The organism is Pseudomonas sp. 91RF (assembly GCF_003576265.1).
In the GTDB taxonomy this organism is placed as follows: domain Bacteria; phylum Pseudomonadota; class Gammaproteobacteria; order Pseudomonadales; family Pseudomonadaceae; genus Aquipseudomonas; species Aquipseudomonas kribbensis.
On record NZ_QWFC01000043.1, the window covers coordinates 1 to 19,304 of the forward strand.

17 protein-coding genes are annotated in these 19,304 nt (G+C 61.9%); 7 read left to right on the forward strand and 10 right to left on the reverse strand.

The features are described from left to right. On the reverse strand, positions 1-1,177 hold a 1,177-nt coding region (locus DXT77_RS21620), incomplete at its 3' end, for a ShlB/FhaC/HecB family hemolysin secretion/activation protein (protein WP_147407020.1). A gap of 174 nt (positions 1,178-1,351) precedes the next feature. Further along, on the reverse strand, positions 1,352-2,188 hold the full coding sequence (locus DXT77_RS21625) for an AraC family transcriptional regulator (protein ID WP_119429085.1): 837 nt from the start codon (positions 2,186-2,188) through the stop codon (positions 1,352-1,354). Between the two features lie 160 nt (positions 2,189-2,348). On the opposite strand from DXT77_RS21625, the gene DXT77_RS21630 reads away from it, so the two are divergent. Both DXT77_RS21630 and DXT77_RS21635 read left to right on the forward strand, forming a co-directional pair. After that, a complete protein-coding gene (locus DXT77_RS21630; protein ID WP_119429086.1) occupies positions 2,349-2,543 on the forward strand; it encodes a PLDc N-terminal domain-containing protein in 195 nt (64 codons plus the stop codon). Positions 2,544-2,763: 220 nt separating this feature from the next. After that, positions 2,764-3,825 (forward strand): alpha/beta fold hydrolase, encoded by a 1,062-nt coding sequence (locus tag DXT77_RS21635; protein ID WP_119429087.1) that lies wholly within the window; start codon positions 2,764-2,766, stop codon positions 3,823-3,825. 22 nt (positions 3,826-3,847) lie between these two features. Here DXT77_RS21635 and DXT77_RS21640 read toward each other — a convergent pair whose 3' ends face one another. Then, on the reverse strand, positions 3,848-4,873 hold the full coding sequence (locus DXT77_RS21640; RefSeq protein ID WP_119429088.1) for a GlxA family transcriptional regulator: 1,026 nt from the start codon (positions 4,871-4,873) through the stop codon (positions 3,848-3,850). A 353-nt stretch (positions 4,874-5,226) separates the two neighbouring features. On the opposite strand from DXT77_RS21640, the gene DXT77_RS21645 reads away from it, so the two are divergent. After that, entirely contained in the window at positions 5,227-6,537 is a 1,311-nt protein-coding gene (locus DXT77_RS21645; RefSeq protein WP_119429089.1) for an MFS transporter, read from the forward strand. 60 nt (positions 6,538-6,597) lie between these two features. Here DXT77_RS21645 and DXT77_RS21650 read toward each other — a convergent pair whose 3' ends face one another. After that, complete coding sequence (locus DXT77_RS21650) at positions 6,598-8,586, reverse strand: U32 family peptidase (RefSeq protein WP_114882511.1); 1,989 nt, start codon at positions 8,584-8,586, stop codon at positions 6,598-6,600. A 277-nt stretch (positions 8,587-8,863) separates the two neighbouring features. Beyond that, positions 8,864-9,244 (reverse strand): RidA family protein, encoded by a 381-nt coding sequence (locus DXT77_RS21655; protein ID WP_065261325.1) that lies wholly within the window; start codon positions 9,242-9,244, stop codon positions 8,864-8,866. A gap of 508 nt (positions 9,245-9,752) precedes the next feature. Here DXT77_RS21655 and DXT77_RS21660 point away from each other — a divergent pair. Together DXT77_RS21660 and DXT77_RS21665 are read left to right on the forward strand one after the other, a co-directional pair. Further along, the gene (locus DXT77_RS21660; protein WP_119429239.1) at positions 9,753-10,136 is read left to right on the forward strand and encodes a DUF6124 family protein; all 384 of its coding nucleotides are present in this window, start codon (positions 9,753-9,755) and stop codon (positions 10,134-10,136) included. 327 nt (positions 10,137-10,463) lie between these two features. Next, positions 10,464-12,146, forward strand: a complete 1,683-nt coding sequence (locus DXT77_RS21665; protein ID WP_119429090.1) for an MFS transporter — start codon at positions 10,464-10,466, stop codon at positions 12,144-12,146. A gap of 35 nt (positions 12,147-12,181) precedes the next feature. On the opposite strand, the gene DXT77_RS21670 is transcribed toward DXT77_RS21665, so the two are convergent. Genes DXT77_RS21670 through DXT77_RS21690 form a run of 5 tightly spaced genes read right to left on the reverse strand, consistent with a single transcriptional unit; the run spans position 12,182 to position 16,979 of the window. Further along, positions 12,182-14,215: an LTA synthase family protein gene (locus tag DXT77_RS21670; RefSeq protein WP_119429091.1), complete on the reverse strand. Its 2,034-nt coding sequence runs from the start codon at positions 14,213-14,215 to the stop codon at positions 12,182-12,184. Positions 14,216-14,218: 3 nt separating this feature from the next. Continuing rightward, complete coding sequence (locus DXT77_RS21675) at positions 14,219-14,821, reverse strand: hypothetical protein (protein ID WP_119429092.1); 603 nt, start codon at positions 14,819-14,821, stop codon at positions 14,219-14,221. Next, positions 14,821-16,116, reverse strand: coding sequence for an exo-alpha-sialidase (locus DXT77_RS21680; protein WP_119429093.1), 1,296 nt, complete (start codon positions 16,114-16,116; stop codon positions 14,821-14,823). The genes DXT77_RS21675 and DXT77_RS21680 overlap by 1 nt, the downstream gene beginning before the upstream one ends. 51 nt (positions 16,117-16,167) lie before the next feature. Next, entirely contained in the window at positions 16,168-16,713 is a 546-nt protein-coding gene (locus DXT77_RS21685; protein WP_119429094.1) for a cytochrome b/b6 domain-containing protein, read from the reverse strand. After that, on the reverse strand, positions 16,713-16,979 hold the full coding sequence (locus DXT77_RS21690) for a PepSY domain-containing protein (protein WP_114882494.1): 267 nt from the start codon (positions 16,977-16,979) through the stop codon (positions 16,713-16,715). The genes DXT77_RS21685 and DXT77_RS21690 overlap by 1 nt, the downstream gene beginning before the upstream one ends. Before the next feature lie 170 nt (positions 16,980-17,149). Between DXT77_RS21690 and DXT77_RS21695 the strand changes: the two genes are divergently transcribed. Both DXT77_RS21695 and DXT77_RS21700 read left to right on the forward strand, forming a co-directional pair. Continuing rightward, positions 17,150-17,812, forward strand: a complete 663-nt coding sequence (locus DXT77_RS21695; protein WP_119429240.1) for a response regulator — start codon at positions 17,150-17,152, stop codon at positions 17,810-17,812. After that, positions 17,809-19,206 (forward strand): ATP-binding protein, encoded by a 1,398-nt coding sequence (locus tag DXT77_RS21700; protein ID WP_119429095.1) that lies wholly within the window; start codon positions 17,809-17,811, stop codon positions 19,204-19,206. The genes DXT77_RS21695 and DXT77_RS21700 overlap by 4 nt, the downstream gene beginning before the upstream one ends. Positions 19,207-19,304: the final 98 nt, after the last annotated feature.

Sequence of the window (19,304 nt, forward strand, 5' to 3'; positions counted from 1 at the left end):
CGATGCCCTGCTGCATGCCGGCATCGAAGTTGACGAAGGCGCTGCCGATCCGCCGCCCGTGGTTGAAGCCGAACTGCGCTTCGCTGATGCGGTTGCTGCTCAGGCGCAGTTTGCTGTCTTCGATGAAGTTGTTGCTGCGCAGGTACGACAGGCCAGTGCTGAGGGACGTCTTGCTGACGGCGTCGCGGTGGATCACACGCTCGGCACGGAACTGATGGTTTTCGCTGTCGCCGGTCTGCTTGAAGTTGTAGCCGTTGGCGGCGATCTGCGAGCGGTATTCGCTCTGGCTGTAGGTGTAGCTGAAGTTCCACCAGCCCCACGGCAAGTTGTAATTGAGCATGGCGTTGTTGGAAGTGTGCTGATGGTCGGTCATCGCATCGTGACCGCCGCGCAGGCTCAACTGATCGGCCAGGCCCAGCGGGCTGTCCCAGTCGAAGGTGGTGCCCCACTGCTGCTCGCCGGTGCTGCGCTGGCCGTCGTTGCTGCGCGACAACCCGACACGCCAGGGCTTTTGCGGGGTGTTGTTGACCAGCACATCACTGCCACCGACGTTCTGGCCCGGCGAGAGCTCCATCTTGGCCTGATTGGACGGCAGGCGGTTGAGCTGATCGACCATCTGCTCGATCTCGCGCAGGTTGACCAGTTCGCCGGCCTTGCCGGGAAACGCCATCGACAGCTCACGCTCGGACAGCTTGCTGTTCTCGGCGCCTTTCAGGCTTTCGAGTTTGCCTTCGACCACCAGCACTTTCAGGTGCCCGGCGGACAGGTCCTGTTGTGGAAGATAGGCACGGCTGGTCACCAGCCCCTTCTCGATGTAGTGGTCGGTGATGACTTTGAGCAGTTCGTTGAGCTGCGGCACGCCCAGGCACTGGCCGATGTAAGGCTTGAGCAGGTGCGCCTTGTCGCTCTCCGACAGGCTGTCGGCGCCTTTGAGTTCGATGTCCTTGATCGGGAAGCAGCGGGTGTCGGTCGGCGCCGCCGATTGAACCGGTTTGGCTTCCTTGCCCGGCAGGTCCTTGAGTTCTTCGAGACGCCGCTGCTGCTCTTCGAGCAGTCGGTTCTGGCGGTCGCGGATCAGGTCGGTGTCACCGGGGGTGGGTGCAGCGAATACAGCATCAAGTGGAGAAAGGCACAGCAAAGCCAGGCACAACCTCGCCACGAGGGCGGGTAAGGACATGTTCGATCCCTCGAGACGAAAGTGATATCAAATTAGTGGCGCGATGTTAAGTGGCCATCATTTTGACGTCAAACGTTCGAATCGACCGTTCGTCGGGTTTGTATCGAAAACCTGACACTACAATAAACGGGGCAATCACCCCTGCACACTCAGCCAACCCGTGTTTAGCAGGGTTCAGTCTGGAAGGTTTGAGCAGCGCTTGCGGTAGTCCGCGGGCGTGAGGTGATAGGCGCGGCGAAACCAGCGGCCGAGATGACTTTGATCAGCGAATCCCAGCGCACTGGCGACGTCGGCGGGCGTTTCGCCTCGCGCCAGCATCTGCCGGGCCCGAGCCAGTCGCAACTGGATCAAGTAGCCATGGGGCGCCAGCCCGAACGCCGACTTGAAGGCCCGGGTCAGACGAAAGCGATCCACCCCGCAAGCCCGGGCCAGATCATCCAGGCCGATGTCTTCGAAGGCATGGGCATGCAGATAGTCCCGCGCCACCTGCGCCACGCGCGGCAAGCGTGGATCGAACGCCTGACGCTTGCGCCAGTCGAGGTGGGACGTCAAAGCCCCCAGCAAGTGGTCGACGGCGCTCTGCCGGACGATGCGCAGGTCGCCATGATGCAGGGCCTGAAAGGCTTGGTTGATGGAAGTGGCCAGTCGCGGATCCTGGCTCAGGGTGTCGGCGAATCCGAGCTGGCGGTTGTCCGGCGCCTGCTCGAACAGCGCCAGCAACTCGCGCTCCAGCCATTGCGGATCGAGATAGAGCATGGAGTAGGTAAAGCCTTCCTCGGTGGGCGCGTGCCCGTCGTGGATCTCCCCCGGCTCCAGCATGAAGATCTTGCCCGGCGTACTGAAATGCCGCACCCGCCGGCAATCGAACTGCTGAACCCCTTGCTCGGTGACGCCCACCAGAAAACTGTCATGCCAGTGCGGATCGTAAGCATGGCCCCGGAAATGGGCACGGATCGACTCGATGCCGGTGTCGGCATCCTGAGACAGGTCGATCCAGTTGCGTTTGTCCACGCAAAGGCTCCGGAGAATTGGGTTCGATGCCTAACTTACCGCGCTTCACGTCGATGCGTTTAGAAGATTTGTGCAGGTTGCCCGACGCAGGTCGGGCGCAAATTTAATGAACCCTCGGTTTCACCACCCGCCTAACCGAATGACCATCAGGAGGTAGCTCATGCAAATCGAAACCACGTGGATCGTACTGGCCATCATTCTTTTGCTCGTCGAACTGTGGGCAATCAACCGGGTACGCAAGAGCGAAGGAAAATCGAGCAACAAGGGCGTCTGGATCGTACTGATCGTGTTTGTACCGTTACTGGGACTGATCGCCTGGGCCCTGGCAGGACCGAAGCACGTGACCCAGGCCTGAACTTGCGAAAAGCGCGACACAACCAGGCCCCGATCCCTCGGGGCTTTTTCATGGTCGGCGGATTTGTATCGCACTGTGTACGGGATGCCTGCGGATACACACACCTTCAACTCGGGAGCAAAACCGAAACAGCACGGATACACCAACAGGTTTTACTGGGTTCCAGTTCAGAAGGGTTCACCCAGAACCCCATCCCCGCCGATTGCAAAGGAGCCTGACCATGAAGCACGCACTGCACACCACCGCTACCGGCAGCACCCGTCGTCGTCTGCTGGGCCTGTCGATTCTCGCCACCGCCCTGATGCAATTCGGCGCGTACGCCAACGCTCAGCCGGCGGCACCGGAGCCGGTCAAGACCGTAGCAGCCACTGTAAGCGCCGACCTGCCCTTCGGCCCGTTGAAACATGTGAAAGCCGGCGTGCTGGATGTGGCCTACGCCGAAACCGGCCCGGCCGATGGTCCGGTGGTGATTCTGCTGCACGGCTGGCCCTACGACATTCACAGCTACGACGAAGTCGCACCGATTCTGGCGGCCAAGGGTTATCGGGTGCTGATGCCGTATGCCCGGGGTTATGGCGATACGCACTTCCTTTCCGACAAGACTGTGCGCAACGGTCAACCTGCGGCGCTCGCCAGTGACGTGATCGATTTCATGGACGCGTTGAAAATCAAACAAGCCGTGCTCGGCGGCTACGACTGGGGCGCACGTTCGGCGGATATCGTCTCGGCGCTGTGGCCGGAGCGAGTGAAAGCGCTGGTGTCGGTCAGCGGCTACCTGATCGGCAATCAGGCCGCCGGCAAGAATCCGCTGCCGCCCAAGGCCGAGCTGCAATGGTGGTATCAGTTCTACTTCGCCACCGACCGTGGTGCCGCCGGTTACGCCAAGAACACTCACGATTTCGCCAAGCTGATCTGGCAGACCGCCTCACCGAAATGGGCGCTGGACGACGCCACCTTCGACCGTAGCGCCAAGGCCCTGGAAAACCCCGATCACGTCGCCATTACCGTGTTCAACTACCGCTGGCGCCTTGGCCTGGTGCAGGGTGAAAGCCAGTACGAGGCGCTGGAGCAGAAACTCGCCACCGCGCCTTCGATCAGCGTGCCGACCATCACCCTGGAAGGCGATGCCAACGGCGCACCGCACCCGGCGCCCGAGGATTACGCCAAACGCTTCACCGGCAAGTACGAGTTCCGTCTGATCAACGGCGGCATCGGCCACAACCTGCCGCAGGAAAGTCCGCAGACCTTCGCCAAGGCAATCATCGACGCCGATCACCTCTGAAGATCTACCTGAAAACGGCTCGTCATTTGACGAGCCGTTTTTCCTTGGACGGCCGATAACCGAAATAGGCGCTGTAGCACTTGCTGAAGTGGCTCGGCGAGACGAATCCGCAGGCCACCAGCACATCGACCTGCGACAGCTCGGTGTGTTGCAGCAAACGCCGGGCCTCGGTGATGCGCAGTTCCATGTAATAACGCTGCGGTGTGGTGCCCAGTTGTTCCTTGAACAGCCGCTCCAGCTGACGCCGGGAACGCCCGGCGTACACCGCCAGTTGTTCCAGCTCCAGCGGTTCTTCGAGGTTGGCGTCCATCAGCTTCACCACTTCGCGCAACGGCGCGCTGACGCTGATGTTTTCGGTGGGTTTGATCCGCCGGTAGCGCGACTCCTCGAACGCCAGAATGTCTTCGATGCCTTCGACCAGCGCTTTGTCGTGCAGGCCCTTGATCCAGTCCAGTGCCATGTGGAACGCACCGGACGGGCTCGAAGCGGTCAACCGGTCGCGGTCGATCACATAGGGCTCGCTGCTGACCTGGGTGGCCTTGGAGATTTCCGCCAGCGCTGGCCGATGCTCCGGGTGAATCGCACAGCGATACCCTTCCAGCACCCCTGCCCGCCCCAGAAACCATGAACCGTTCCACAACCCGGCCAGCAACACGCCAGCCTCGGCGGCCATTTTCAGCAGACCGATGAACTCATCGCTGGCCTTCAATTCCGTACGGTAACCGCCGCAGATCACCAGCAGATCCAGTTCCTGCAACACACTCGCCTCAAGCCGTGAATCCGGGCGGATCACCAGCCCCAGATCGCTGATCACTTCGCCGTCGCTCAGGCCGAAGGTGCGTGTAGAGAACAGACCGGGGCGCAGCAGATTGGCGGTGACAAGGGTGTCCAGCGCCTGGGTGAAGGCCGGCAGGGAAAAATGCTCCAGCAGCACGAACCCGGTACGGGTCATGCGCCCCGCCCCGGAGGAAGGCTCGTTCAGGTAGCGAAGGTTCTTGCCCTTCATGCCACCGCTGAATTGACGTCGTTCGATCAAGATGCGGTCCATCAGTTACTTGTTATGCCGCCATGCTAACCGCCGGGGCGGCAAAATACTCGGGAATGAATGCACCGGGCCCAAACCTGAACGACCGTGCCTGAGGCCTGCGTCCCAACGTCGCAGGCCCGGCACCTTGGCAAACGCCGCACAAGGCTTAAAATCGCGCCTCCTCTTGCAGTCGCCCGACCGGCGCCTGCCCGCAGCCATGACAACCCTCAGGTTTGAACAGCCGGCCACTTTCACGAAGTGCGCCAGGCTCAATCGTCCTGCCCGTTCGGCGGTCGCTTGTCTTCAACACACTTCGGCTTGGCACTCGCATGCGCAGAGGCGCACGTTCCGCTGTTCGATCACTTGAGGTTTTTATGACACCGCGTTTGCTGGCCATGGCGCTGGCGCCCCTGCTCGGGCTCTTCATCGTTGCTCTGGGCAACGGCTTTCTGTCTTCTTTGACCACCCTGCGCCTGGGCGCTGCCGGCGAATCGGCGACGATGATCGGCATCGTGTCCTCGGCCTATTTCATCGGCCTGACGCTGGGCGCAATCTTCAACGACCGGCTGATCCTGCGCATCGGCCATATCCGTGCCTACAGCAGCTTCGCCTCGCTGATCGCCGCGACCATCCTGCTGCAAGGTTTGTTTTATGACACCTGGGGCTGGGTCGTCCTGCGCCTGATCAACGGCTGGGCCACGGTCGGCGTGTTTCTGGTAATCGAGAGCTGGCTGCTGCTGGCCGGTGACGCGAAGATTCGCGGGCGTCTGCTGGCGTTGTACATGATCGTCCTCTACGGTGCGGGCGTGCTGGGACAGGCGTTTTTGGGGAAAATCACCGGTCTGGGCGACACCGCGCCGTTCATGGTCGCCGGCATGCTCGCGACCCTGTCGGTGCTGCCGATCGTGATCCTGCCACGGGTGTCGCCGTTGCTGGAACAGGTCGAACCGCTCAAGCCACGGGCGCTGCTGGGCGTATCGCCGACCGGACTGGTCGGCTGCTTCGGCTCCGGCGTGACCATCGCGGCGATCTACACCCTGCTGCCGCTGTACCTGCAACGCATCGGCCTGAACGTCGGCGAAGTCGGCAGCATGATGGCCTGGACGGTCCTCGGCGCGATGCTCCTGCAATACCCGGTCGGGCGCTGGTCCGACCGCAAGGATCGCCTGCAAGTGCTGACCGTGCTCTGCGCCGCGTGCACCGTGCTGTCGCTGGTGATCGTGCTGGTGCCGCTGTCCTCGGCCATGCTCGCGGCGATGCTGTTTCTGTTGGGCGGCGGCGTGTTCGCGCTGTACCCGGTTGCAGTCAGCCACGCTGCCGACCGTGCGCCGGTCGAAACACTGGTGCCGATGATTCAGGGCATGTTGCTGATCAACTCGTTGGGCTCGGCGATGAGCCCGCTGCTGATTTCGCCCGCGATGAACACCCATGGCGAAACCGGTCTTTTCTGGGCCTTCGCGCTGGTCAACCTGGCCATGGTGACGTTCTTCTTCTGGCGTCGCGGCAAGCGTCCGGTGCCGGCCAACCCGGCGCCGTTTGCGGCGGCAGCGACGTTCTCGCCAACTGGCGCCGAGCTGCGGGTGACCGAGGATCTGCGTCAGGCCGCGCAGGAACATCCGCCGATGGTCGACGCGTTGAGTGGCGAAGCGGCGCCGCCAACGGGATCGCGCTACGAAGCCAGTTGAGTTTCTGGCAGGCATAAAAAAACCGGTGACGTTCGTCACCGGTTTTTTATTGCCCGCTAATCAGTGCGGAGCCCGAGGAATGGTCTTCATCAGGTCTTCAGGGCTGATATGCCCCACCACACTGCCCGGCTGCGGCAGATTCAGGATGTGGCCCTTCATCTTGCCGATCACATGCATCTCGCACGGTTTGCAGTCGAACTTCAGGGTCAGCACTTCATCGCCGTGAATCAGCTGCATCGGTGCGACTTTGGTTTTCACTCCGGTCACGCCTTTGGCCTGTTTCGGACAAAGGTTGAAGGAGAACCGCAGGCAGTGCTTGGTGATCATCACCGGCACTTCGCCCGCCTCTTCGTGGGCCTCGTACGCCGCGTCGATCAGCTTCACGCCGTGACGGTGGTAGAAGTCACGGGCCTTCTGGTTGTAGACGTTGGCCAGGAACGACAGATGCGCCTCCGGGTACACCGGCGGTGGCGTGGTCTCGGCCTTGCGCGAACCGCGCGGGTGGGCGGCAACGCGGGCGGCGGTCAGCGCTTCGATCACTTCGCGGCGCAACGACTTGAGCTGCGAGTTCGGGATGAAGAACGCTTGCGGCGCATCCAGTTTGATCGAGGTCGCGTGGTACTCGGTGGTGCCGAGCTGGCCAAGCAGATCGTGCAAGGTCTCCAGCGCCTGTTCCGGTTTGTTGGCGACGCCGAACGGGCCGTCCAGCGCGACGCTGGCGCTGATGCCCTCTTCGCTGGTCACGGTCAGTTCCAGACGCTCTTCACGCAGTTTCGCCAGCCAGCTCACGCCGATACGACGCTCGGCGGAGGTCTTGAGCAAGGCCTGCTGCCAGTTGTGGTCGAGGTTGCGGTTCAGCGGGTGGTTCGGGCGCAGTTTGTACAGGCCTTCCGGCATTTCGTTCGGCTCGACGCGGTAGCGGTAGCGCTTCTCGCCTTCTTCCTCGAACTCGCCCTTGGCTTCGGCGATGTTGGCGCGGAAACCCACCACTTCACGCTTGACCAGCACGTTGAGGCCGTCGCCGTTGGACAGCGGCTCGTGGGTGATGACCTGCATGTCACGCTTGCCGACTTTCTCGACCGTGCCCACCGCCAGACCGGTGAAGGTCGGCGAATCGAAGGCGCCGATGTCGATCTTGCGCTCGCTGACGAAGTAGTCGGTGCTGCCACGGTGGAAGGTCTTTTCCGGGTCCGGCATGAAGAAATGCGCGGTGCGACCGCTGGAGGCGCGGGCCAGGTCCGGGCGATCGTTGAGCACGTCGTCGAGGCGCTGGCGGTAATAGGCGGTGATGTTCTTCACATAGCCCATGTCCTTGTAGCGACCTTCGATCTTGAACGAACGCACACCGGCCTCGACCAGCGCGCGGATGTTGGCACTCTGGTTGTTGTCCTTCATCGACAGCAGGTGTTTTTCGTAGGCGATCACGCCACCCTTTTCGTCTTTCAGGGTGTACGGCAGACGGCAGGCCTGGGAGCAGTCGCCCCGGTTGGCACTGCGCCCGGTCTGCGCGTGGGAAATGTTGCACTGACCGGAAAATGCCACGCACAACGCGCCGTGGATGAAGAACTCGATGGCGGCATCGGTTTCATCGGCGATCGCGCGGATTTCCTTGAGGTTCAGTTCACGGGCCAGAACCAGTTGCGAGAAGCCGGCCTGATCGAGGAACTTGGCCCGCTCAAGGGTGCGGATGTCGGTCTGGGTGCTGGCGTGCAGCTCGATGGGTGGAATGTCCAGCTCCATCACGCCCAGGTCCTGGACGATCAGCGCATCGACGCCGGCGTCGTACAACTGATGGATCAGCTTGCGCGCCGGCTCCAGTTCGTTGTCGTGCAGGATGGTGTTGATGGTGGTGAAGATGCGCGCGTGATAGCGACGGGCAAATTCCACCAGTTCGGCGATTTCGCTCACCTCGTTGCACGCGTTATGGCGCGCACCGAAGCTCGGGCCGCCGATGTACACCGCGTCGGCGCCATGCAGGATGGCCTCGCGGGCGATGGCCACGTCACGGGCGGGGCTGAGCAGTTCCAGGTGATGTTTGGGCAAGGACATATATAGTTTTTAGTCAGGCTGTCACGGTCGAGGCGCGCATTGTAGCCGCGAAACGCGTGGCCGGCACGCCTGTGCTGCCGGGTGGCAGCTTTCGATCAGCCCTGTCTCTGCAGGGAAGTAAACATAAATTCCGCAAACACCCAATAACCTTGTGGGAGCGAGCCTGCTCGCGATTGCGGTGAATCAGTCAACATCTTTATCAACTGACAGTCTGCTATCGTCGGATCGCCGCCCGGAGCAGGCTCGCTCCCACAGGAAGAAGTGTCACGGGGCTGAATCAGGCCTTCGCGGCCATCGCGGTCACTTCCACCTTCATTCCTTCAACCGCCAGCGCCGCCACGCCAACCGCCGCACGCACCGGCCATGGCTTGGCGAAGAAGCGCTTGTACACCTCGTTGAACGCGGCGCGATCAGCCATATCGGTCAGATAAATGGTCAGGTGCAGCACGCGGTCCATCGAGCTGCCGGCCTTTTCCAGCGCGACTTTCAGCGCCTGCAACGTGCATTCGCTTTGCGCGGTGACGTCGCCCAGTTCCAGGCTGCCGTCGGCACGGGTAGGAATCTGGGTCGACATCAGGATGCCGTTGAATTCGGTCACGTCCGAAGAGATCGAGTCTGCATCCGGGTCCGGGGTGTAGGTGATGTCCTGGTTGGCCATGGGAAAGTCCTTCGCTGGCAGTGAGGACGGCGCCATCGCGCGCCGTTTCGGGCGGCCAGTTTACAGACACGGCGGCGGGATTGAAGCCATGGCGGTTTTCGGGGCTGGTTCTGACGGATGTTTCAGTGTGTTTTGTGGGCCAATAAACATGTTTCGATGCATGCGTTTAGAGACACCTGAAGTTACGCGCAATTGCCCACAAATCCTTGCGCCAGAGCCTACGGCTACGCCAGAATCCGCCGGCTTGTGCGCCCTGGGGTCGGCCGGTAACTTGGATCGGGTCACTGATTCGCAGTGATCGGGTTTAGTAGCCCGTTGGTAATTGAAGAGTGCACAGGTGTCTGTCAGTCAGGTATTCCCATACCTGGATTTGATGGTGGCTGTGCGTAGGGTGCCCCCGGGCACGCCGGCTTTCTTCTTTTCCCCGGTCTACTAACCTGCGCACAGCTGCCTCCACCCCTGTTTAGTAGCTCGGGTCTGGCGGCTTCAAAACAGGAAAAGAATGAACATGTTCAAAATTACACCGAATCCTCCGGTCACCGAACCGGCCAGCATCACCGACCCAACCTCTCCCTACGAATGCCCTGACTCCAAGAGATTCAACGAAGCCGCCAACCGCGCCCTCGACTACCACCTCGGCCCGATATCAGCCCACATGATGGCCGCGCCCTACTCCCCCAACCGCCTCTACCAGACCAACCCGGCCAGCAACACCGAATCCCTGCTCGCCGACGCCGTCGAAACCCTGGGCTCGGCCAACGTCATGCTCAACAACTTCGTCGACCTCCTCGAAGGCCCCCACCGCAAAACCGCACAAGGCATCGCGCAGATCGTGATGCTGGCGGAACTGGCGGTGAATCAGGTGCTGGATAACGTCGTGCCGACGGAATAACCCGCCGAGCATCGCCAAACCCTGTGGGAGCTGGCCTGCCAGCGATGAGGCCGATCAATTCAACATGGATGTTGTCTGATCGCACGTCATCGCTGGCAGGCCAGCTCCCACAGGTCATGCGCCGGTGAGCATCCGGCCACGCCCAAATTTCGTCGGGTGGACATCCAACAGAACCCAATTATGCTCAAAGAAACCCCGCCCTCCCGCGAGGTCGAGAGTCTGTGCACGCTCCACGAATCACCTGCTCCAGCATCAGCCAAAGGCCTCGGGTACGCGACGTTGATGAAGTGCTCCGGCCTATAACAACAAGCACGACGGAGAACCCCCATGGCCGTACTCGACAGCATGTCCACCGGCAGTGCGCCGCATCCGCACCACAGTGTCAGCAAGGAGGAGCGCAAGGTCATCTTCGCTTCGTCCCTCGGCACGGTCTTCGAGTGGTACGACTTCTACCTCTACGGCTCGCTCGCCGCGATCATCGCCAAGCACTTCTTCGCCGGGGTCAACGAGACCACGGCCTTCATTTTCGCCCTGCTCGCCTTCGCCGCCGGTTTTGCGGTGCGGCCGTTTGGAGCGGTGGTGTTCGGGCGGTTGGGGGACATGATCGGGCGTAAGCACACGTTTCTGATCACGATTGTGATCATGGGCGTGTCGACGGCGATTGTGGGGTTCCTGCCGGGTTACGCGACCATCGGGGTCGCGGCGCCGATCATTCTGATTACCCTGCGACTGCTGCAAGGTTTGGCGCTGGGCGGTGAATACGGCGGCGCGGCGACCTATGTGGCCGAGCATGCGCCGAAGGGCAAACGCGGGTATTTCACTTCGTGGATTCAGACCACGGCGACGCTCGGGCTGTTTCTGTCGCTGCTGGTGATTCTGGCTTGCCGCACGGCGCTGGGCACCGAGGCGTTCGAGGCCTGGGGCTGGCGGATTCCGTTTCTGCTGTCGATCCTGCTGCTGGCGGTGTCGGTGTACATCCGTCTGCAACTGAACGAGTCGCCGGTGTTCATGAGAATGAAGGCCGAAGGCAAGGCGTCGAAGGCGCCGCTGACCGAATCCTTCGCCCGTTGGGACAACCTGAAAATCGTGATCATGGCCCTGCTCGGCGGCACCGCCGGGCAAGCGGTGGTCTGGTACACCGGGCAGTTCTACGCGCTGTTTTTCCTGCTGCAAACCCTGAAGATCGACCCGCAGACCGCCAACCTGCTGATCGCCGGTTCGTTACTGATCGGCACGCCGTTCTTCGTGATTTTCGGCAGCCTGTCCGACCGCATCGGGCGCAAGGGCATCATCATGGCCGGGTGCATTCTGGCGGCGGTGACCTACTTCCCGATCTTCCACGCGCTGACCCAGTACGGTAACCCCGACGTGTTCATCGCTCAGGAGAAGAACCCGGTCAAAGTGGTCGCCAGCCCTGACCAGTGCTCGTTCCAGTTCGATCCGGTGGGCAAGGCCAAATTCACCAGTTCCTGCGACCTGGCGAAAACCATCCTGGCCAAACGGGCGATCCCGTACGAAAACGTGGTGGCGGAACCGGGCACCGTGGCCCAGGTGCGCATCGGCGACAAGGTCATCGAAAGTTTCGAAGGCACTGCCATGCCGGCCGCTGACTTCAAGACCCGCAACGACGCCTTCACCGCCAGCCTCGGCACCGCGCTGAAAGAAGCCGGTTACCCGGAAAAGGCTGATCCGGCCAAGACCAATTACTCGATGGTCTTGCTGCTGCTGACCGTCCTGGTGATCTACGTGACCATGGTCTACGGCCCGATTGCCGCATGGCTGGTCGAGCTGTTCCCGGCGCGCATCCGCTACACCTCGATGTCGCTGCCGTACCACATCGGTAACGGCTGGTTCGGCGGGTTCCTGCCGACCGTGGCGTTTGCGATGGTCGCGGCCACCGGGGATATCTACTACGGCTTGTGGTACCCGATTGTCATCGCGGTGATGACGGCGATTCTCGGCATCTTCTTCATGCCGGAAACCAAGGATCGCGACATCCATCACACCTGAAACCGGGGCGGCCCTCTTTCATCGAGAGAGGGCCGTCAACGCACGTTGCGATACAGCATCAACCGTGCGCTTTCATGCAGTCCCCGGGTCAGCTCGACCAGTCGTTGAAACTCCTCGGGATGTGCGTCGGCGACGTTCTCCAGCGGTGTCGCCGACTTAAGGTCATGCAACGTCGGCGCGCTGCCATCGTGTTGCATTTGCAGCAAGTGATCCTTGGTCACCCCCCCGATTAGCGGGAATGTCCCCTCGCGCAACACCAATGGCACCACCCGCTCGCCTTCGGGCGACGGCTGCTGCAGATCGCGGCCCATGGCGCGGTTGTCGAAAGCCACGCCGGCCATGCCCGCCACGGTTGGCAACAGATCGGCGAGCCCCACCGCCTCTTCAATCACCTTCGGTTTGAGCAGCCCCGGCGCATGGATCAGCATCGGCACATGGTTGCTTTCCAGCCCCAGTTGTTCGAAGGCCGGCGGCATGTGCGGGATGCGGCTGATGCGTGTGTTGTGGTCGCCGAAGAACACAAAAATCGTGTTGTCGTAATAGCCGCCGGCCTTGGCCAGTTCCATCAGGCGACCGATGTTGAAGTCCAGCAGCCGCACCGCGTTGTATTGCTCGACGCTGCGTGAGCCGGCGTTTTGCACTTGCTCCAGCGACAGATTGCTGACCTCGAAGCCGTCGTTGTCCCGGGGAATGGTGAACGGCCGGTGATTGCCGGAGGTTTGCACGTAGGCGAAAAACGGTTTGTCCCTGGGCAGTGCGCGCAGAATCTCGTCGCCTTCCTTGAACAGATCCAGATCGGAAATCCCCCACACATCTACCCGTGGCGAACGCCAGTCGCGCTCTTCGTACAGACGCACGCCGTCGATGCTTTGCTGGATCAGCGCGTTGATGTTGGCCCAACCGGCGTTGCCGCCGATCATGTAGAGCTTCTGGTAATCAGTGAAGGCATTGATCAGCGTGTGCTGGTTGGTGATCAGCGGATGACGGGTGGCGGTCTCCTGCCGGGTGACGTCGGGGACGCCGGTGATGCTTGCCCACACGGTTTTCGCGGTGCCGGTGACCGGGACGTAGAAGTGTTTGAAGAACCAGCTCTCGTTCGCCAGCCGATCCAGGTTGGGCGTCGGGTTCAACGGGTTGCCATACGCGCCCACCGCGCTGGTGCCCAGGGATTCGAGCATGACAAACATCACGTTCGGCGCCCGCTCGGCCGCGACGTTGTAGGGCTGCACGGATTGCCGGCGTCCGAATGTCAGGCTTTGCGCGTCTGGTCGATCAACACCCAGATAACGGGAGATCACCGGGTAATGCGCCCGCACCTGCGCCTCGTCGAACTGCGCCTGCCCGGCCTTGAGCGTGTCGTAGAGGAACAGCATCGGATTGAGGCCCACGGCGGCGATCTGTCCGTTGCCGGAAAAGAACGCATCGCTCCAGCGCAGTGGCACCGGGTTTTCCAGGTTGAGTTTGTCGACCCGGCCCAACAGCGCCAGCAGGACGGCCACGACGCCTACACCGGCACCTATCGCGACCGAGCGGCGACGAATCACCCGAGGTTCACGAGCCAGCGTCAGCCGTTCCAGCCGCACAAAACCGTAGAACCACAGCGCCAGAACGGCGAGCCAACCCAGCGCAATCCAGAATACCGGATAGGTTTCCCAGACCATCTGCTGCGAGATCTGCGCATCGCCCAGATAACGCAACACCGTGGCGTTGATCCGCACACCAAGGTAGGCGTAATGGCCGAAGTCGATGATGTACACCAGACCGATCAGACCCAACGCCAGCAACAGATAAACCCGGCCCACGCCGCGCAACAGCGGCACCGTGGTCAGATTCCAGCGCGGCAGCCACGCCAGCACCGCCAATGGCAGCACCAGCAACAGCGCCAGCCTCAGGTCGAAACGAAAACCGATGCCCAGGGTTTGCAGCCATTGCGGATCGGCAAAGAACTGCGTGGCATCCACCCCGGAAAACCAGAACAAGAACACCAGTCGCAGCAAGGCAAACAGCAGAAACGCCAGACCTGTCGCGCCCACGCCATAGCGCAGGCGACGCGATTGCAACCACCCCATCGTTTACCTCTGTGTTGTTCGTTCGGATTGCAGGTGTTGCCACGCTGCTTTGGCGAGTAATGCGAAACCGGCAATCAGGCAATAACCCGCCAGCAAAGGGTCGATCAGGTAATCCCAGTAGTTTTCCGAAGGCTTGAGGCGCAGCGCGAATGCCAACGTGGCCAGCGCCAGCATTGCCACACCCAGCGAGTTACGCAGCCACAACAGCACCAGAGTCGCCAACCCGACAACCACGATCATCGGCCGTGGATTGAAGCCCCATCGGTAAGGATCGACATAGGTCAGGCCCATCGTCGCCGGGTACAACAGCGCCGTCAGCACCACGAACAGTCCCAGAATCTGGCCCCGTGTCAGCGGTTTCAGTTGAGGAACCACACCGAGGCGCAACAACGCGGCCCAGCCAAGCAACACCAGCGTGGTAATCGCCAGATCATCGGTAAAGCTGCGCACATACGCCGCCAGCGGCAGGCCGCCCAGCGGAATGAAGCTGACCAGTGCCAGCGTCGGCAACAGCCACGGACGCCAGCGTTGGGTGAATTGAAAGGAACCCAGCAAAACAAAACCGAGCAGGATGAAACTCAAATGGGCTTGCCAGAGAAACAGCATCACAGGCGCTCCGCCAGCCAGGCATCGTTGAAGCTGACATGTTTGATGAAGGTGTTGTTCCAGGAATAAACCAGGTGATACAGGCCATCGCTGCCACGGCTGAAGTACGGGTATTCGTACTCGAATTCACAGCCTTCTGGCTTGCACACGCGGTAGTCGAGGTTGCTCAGGAAACGTTGCTCCAGCGGTAAACGCTGAGCGCCGCTTGAAGCGCGAAAGCCTTCGCCGATGATTGCCTTGTAAGCCTCGGGCGAAAACGGCTGGCCGAGGGGATCGGGCGACTGGTCAAGTTCGATCACGTTGCGCCAGTCGTTGAGGTTGGCATCGGTGCCGTACAGGCTGAGCTTGAAGCGACCGTCGCGCAGGTCATTGAGCGCCACCAGCAAACCGTCATCAGCCGTGCCCACCGCCGCCAGCGACGAGTTGGGGTTGGCCGGTTCCAGCGGATAGGGTTCGCTCCAGGTCTGCCCGGCGTCTTCGGTGCGGCTGGCCAGCACCTTGTGATGGGTTTCACCGGCATAACGCAGCATCGCCACGGCGCGGCGTTCGTCCTGCGGCACGATGGTCGGTTGCAACGAATGCTTGCCCCGGCTGATGCGGAATTTGTCGATCACCGCGCCATCCGCGCTCAGGTACAGGTACTCGGCGAACTTGCCCATGAACTCGTGATACACCGGCAGCCCAATCGAACCATCGGCATGGAACACCGGCGCAGCGCGCACCAGCGTGCTGATGTTGAAGAACGGCGAGATGATCAGCTGTCGCGGCGCCGTCCAGTTGCGCCCCAGGTCATCGGAAACCATCACGTTGATCGCACTGGTGGCCCAGCCGCCGACGGACACCGACACGTAGAACATCCACAAACGCTGATCCGGCGCGAGGGCGATCACCGGATTACCGAGTTTGCGGATGTAGCGCTGGGTGCCGGCGACGGTGGATTCGCGCGTGGCCAGCACCTGTTCGGCGCCCCACTCTGCGGTTTTGGCGTTGTAGCGCGCGGTGCGGATCTGCACGTCGGCGGCGCCTTCGCGGGAGCCGGCGAACCACACCGCCATCAGGTCGCCGCCGGGCAGCGCGGTGAGCGAAGACGAGTGCACAAAATCATCCAGTTCCGAGGACACGAAACGGCTGCTGTACATCGGTTCGGCCGCATTGGCCGAAGCCTGGTGCGCAGGCGTTTCAACCGCGAACGGCGCCAGCACATGCTCCGGGTGACTGCGCCACGCCGCGATAAAAATCAGGCTCACGGCGAGCGCGGCGACGATGAATCTCAAACGAAAGGACAAGGCACGCATAGGCAGCTCATGGCAGTTACGAGATGGCAAACCATCGAAAGGACATCCCTGTCACGGGCCCGGATCGTCCGGCAAACGACGCCGGCGCCCGGTGAGCATCGACAACGGCAGGTTGTCGCGCACTTGAACACTTTCAAACAGCGCGGCCGCGATGTGCACGATGACCAGCGCCAGCAAGGCGTCGGCGGCGGTTTCGTGGACTTGCAACGGCCAGTCGGCGCCCCACAGGGCATCGATTTCTTCCATGGCCCAGCCACTGACACCGACAGTCAGCATCGCCAGCAGCATCGCGATCATCACCAGCGCGCCAATCGGCGAATGCCCGAGACGATGCTCGGGCCGCCCGGCAATCAGCGACCGGGCATGGGTCGCCAGCCGTGACGGCGTCGGCCAGAAGTCCGACCAGCGCGCACTGCGCGGCCCGACGAATCCCCACACCAGACGCACCAGCAGCCAGCCCATGGCGTAATAACCGAGCCAGACATGCCAGTCGTCACCGGCTTCATTGAAGAAGTAGTTGGCGGCAAAGACCCCGGCGATGGACAGGTGAAACACCCGCACCACCGGGTCCCAGAGGCGCAGGGACTCCCGTGGCATCAGCCCTTGATCTCGGTTTTCACCGCTTTGCCGCTGACCGGATCGTGGTAGATCTCGACCTTGCGCTTGTCTTTGTCGAAGCCGTAGATCTCGTAGCAGTTGCCGTCAGTGACCTTGAACTTGCTGATTTCGTAACCCTGGGATTTCAGCTGTTCCTGAAACGCCTTCTGGTCCTGCCACTGCGAACGTTCGGCCGTGGTGCATTGCGGGCCGGCGACGGCCAGGGGGCTGGCGACAATCAGGGACAACAGCACAAGTTTGCGCATGGAAGCACTCTCGCTGGATGGGAAAGGCCTCACTGTGCAAAACCAAGCTTAACGAAAGCTTAGTTGGCAACGAGTCGTAACATCTTCGCCGGCGCTGGGGCTGCCACGGCAGCAAGGCGAGCGGCATGATGCCGCCGGACACGCGCCCGATTTCCCACAGAGAAAATGCCATGCGCCTACTTCTGGTCGAAGATGACCGCGCCCTCGGCCAGGGCATCCGCGTCGCCCTGAGCAATGAGGGCTACACCCTCGACTGGCTGCAGGATGGCGTCAGTGCACTGCATGCATTGCGCAGCGAAAGCTTCGATCTGTTGCTGCTCGACCTCGGACTGCCAAGGCTCGACGGCCTGGCGTTGCTGCAACAATTGCGCGCCAGCCAGCATGATTTACCGGTGCTGATCCTCACCGCCCGCGACGGCACCGCCGAACGCATCGCCGGGCTGGACGCCGGCGCTGACGATTATCTGGTCAAGCCGTTCGATGTCGACGAGCTCAAGGCACGCATCCGTGCCTTGCTGCGGCGCAGTCAGGGTCGTGCGCAACCGGTGCTGGAACACGCCGGCGTCTGCCTCGACCCGATCAGCCAGCAAGTCACCTGGCGCGGCAGCACGGTGGTGGTCACGCCGATGGAATATCAACTGTTGCATCAACTGATGGCCCGCCCCGGCAAAGTGGTCACCCGCGAACGCCTGTCGCGCACGCTGTACGGCTGGCAGGAACGGGTCGAAAGTAACACCCTGGAAGTGCTGATCCATAACCTGCGCAAGAAACTTTCCGCCGAGCTGATCCGCACCGTGCGCGGCGTGGGTTACGTCGTGGAGCTCAAACCATGAACTCGATTCGCGCACGAATTCTGCTGCCGGTGCTGTTTCTGGTTTTACTCGGCGATGTGCTGATCAGTTGGGCGGTGTTGCGCTACAGCCACCACGAAATCGAAGAAATCTACGACGCCCAACTGGCGCAAAGTGCGCGCCTGCTGCAAGGCGTGCTGGCCCAGCGCGCACCCGGCGACAACGATTGGGAGCGTCTGCATCAGGCCTTCGACGAGGCGATGAGCCGGGACGGTGACGGCGATGGCGAGGCGGCGCATCCCTACGAGACGCGGCTGACCTTTCAGGTCTGGCGCAACGACGGCCAGTTGCTGATGCGCTCGGCCGAAGCGCCGATTCTGGATGCACCGCCCGCCACCCTCGGCGCCCATGACCTGATGGAGAACGGTCGCGACTGGTGCGCCTTCCTGCTCCAGGACCCGCGACAAGGCTTGCTGATCTGGGTCGGCGAGCGCGACGACATCCGCCAGGACCTGATCACCCGCATCGTCGGCCATACCCTGTGGCCGAGCCTGATCGGCGTGCCGCTGCTGACCATTTTGATCTGGCTGGCCATCGGCTGGGGCTTGCAGCCGTTGCGGGCCATGGCCCAATCGATTCGCGGCCGCGACACCGACACCCTGAAACCCCTGCACCTGAGCCCCCTGCCCCAGGATCTGGAGCCGATGCAGACCGCGCTCAACCGCCTGCTGCAACAGATCGACAACCTGCTGGCCCGGGAGCGACGCTTTATCGCCGACGCCGCCCATGAATTGCGCACGCCGCTGGCGATCCTGCGGATTCATGCGCAGAACGCGCAGTTGGCCAACACCCCGCAACAGCGCGAGGAAGCGCTGGAGTTTCTGGTGAGCGCCGTGGATCGCGCCACACGCATCGCCAGCCAGTTGCTGACCATGGCGCGCATCGAACCGCGTCTGGCGTCCCCGCAAAACGCCCGCGTCGAACTGACCGCGCTGGTGCGCGAGGAGCTGGCCGAGCTGACGCCACTGGCCCTGGAAAAAGACGTCGAACTGATCCTCGACAGCGACCATCACTGCCCGGTGGATACCGATCCGGTGGCGTTGGCCATCGCTCTGCAAAATCTGGTAACCAATGCGCTGAACTTCGCCCCGCCCGGCAGCGATGTGCGGGTTCAGGTGCAGCCACAGGCCTGCGGTTCGGTGTCGATCAGCGTCGAAGATGCCGGCCCCGGCATCGATGAGCAGCAATATGCGCGGTTGTTCGAACGTTTCTACAGCGAGGGCCACGCCAATGGCGCGGGTCTGGGGCTGGCCATCGTGCAGATGATCGTGAGCAAGATCGGCAGCACCTTGCAGCTGTACAACCGGCCTGAAGGCGGGTTGTGCGCCGAGTTGCGAATCCCTGCGGGATCAACAGAACCCGCGCCGGGCATTTAACGAAATTTTCATGTTTGCCTGCCTATGATCCGGGCCTTCGTTGGGGAGTAACCTGCTTCCGAGCCCCTCGGAAGCGTTCGTATCAACATATTCGGCAA